The organism is Vibrio sp. Vb1554 (genome assembly GCF_033344235.1).
Window position 1 is genome coordinate 1 of the sequence record NZ_JAWPOJ010000430.1, and the last position, 1,062, is coordinate 1,062.

The window sequence follows — 1,062 nt, forward strand, 5'->3', positions numbered from 1 at the left end:
CTGGCGACGCATTCTCGTTCATGTTGATGCCTCGTAAGATCAGCATGAAGTTATCGTCATCCAAAGGATGGAAAGATGGTCGGCTCTCGTCGGCTAACAGATGATCGACCGTCGCACGTGGTACGTGATTGTCTTCTAGCCAGCCACGAATATCGGGATGAAGCCTTTCACAGTGGTACCAATGATTCGGTTGAATGTGTTCCGCCGCTGTTGTTTCTTGAGTCGCCATTGGGGTTGAAAAATCCCAATGTTCAATCATAAAACCCATTTTCTTTTCCTTGTATGAGCCTATACCCCAATAATCTCCAGATGCTTGACTTAGCGAGAATGACTTAGCGCACGACACGCCGCAACGTTCTCACGCCTTCACATTGAAGTCATGGGGGATAATTATTCAAATGAGTATGATTGCATTTTACGCCAAATGTCTATGAATAATTGTTCTTATTGGTAAGCAAGTGAAGCAATAAGAACCGCACAGTAACAAGGGGAAACAAAAAGCCTGCAACGAGGCAGGCTTTGTCATAGGTGAGGGGGAGGAGCTTTTTAGCTAACCTGAGAAAGGTTGACCACTTTTTGTTGCAACTTTTCTTTCAGGTAGTCGGCTAGTGCCTGTTTTTCTTCGTCGTTCATGTAAAGGCCAAGTTTAGTACGACGCCATAAAATGTCTTCGTCGGTTAGCGCCATTTCATGATTCATCAAGTAATCGATCTCGCGTTGGTATACGCCGCCTGCTTGCTCTGAGAACGCTTGGCCAAGCTCGGCTTCACTGGATGCGCCTTCCATCAAATCCCACGTTTGCGTACCAAACTGAGTCACATAGCGCAGAATCAGCGCTTGCGGTGCCCATGAGTATTTCGCGTGAATTTGTTTCGCTAACTGTTCACGGGTGCAGCTAAAGTTACCACCTGGTAGCGTTTGATTTGCTGTCCAGTTACCACCCATTTGAGGTAGGTACGGTTCCAGTTTCTTCATCGCCGCTTCACCGAGTTTACGGTAAGTCGTTAGCTTGCCACCGAATACTGACAACAATGGTGCTTGGTCGTACTCAGCATCGAGCAC

General features: G+C 47.0%; 1 protein-coding gene and 1 pseudogene. Both read right to left on the reverse strand.

Translation table 11 applies throughout. The annotated features are described in order from the left end of the window. Nucleotides 1-268: pseudogene (locus R8N28_RS26820) on the reverse strand (zinc transporter ZntB); the annotation flags it as partial. Nucleotides 269-546: 278 nt separating this feature from the next. Then, nucleotides 547-1,062, reverse strand: a 516-nt coding sequence (locus tag R8N28_RS26825; RefSeq protein ID WP_318183869.1) for a glycerol-3-phosphate dehydrogenase C-terminal domain-containing protein, incomplete at its 5' end; no start/stop codon positions are given.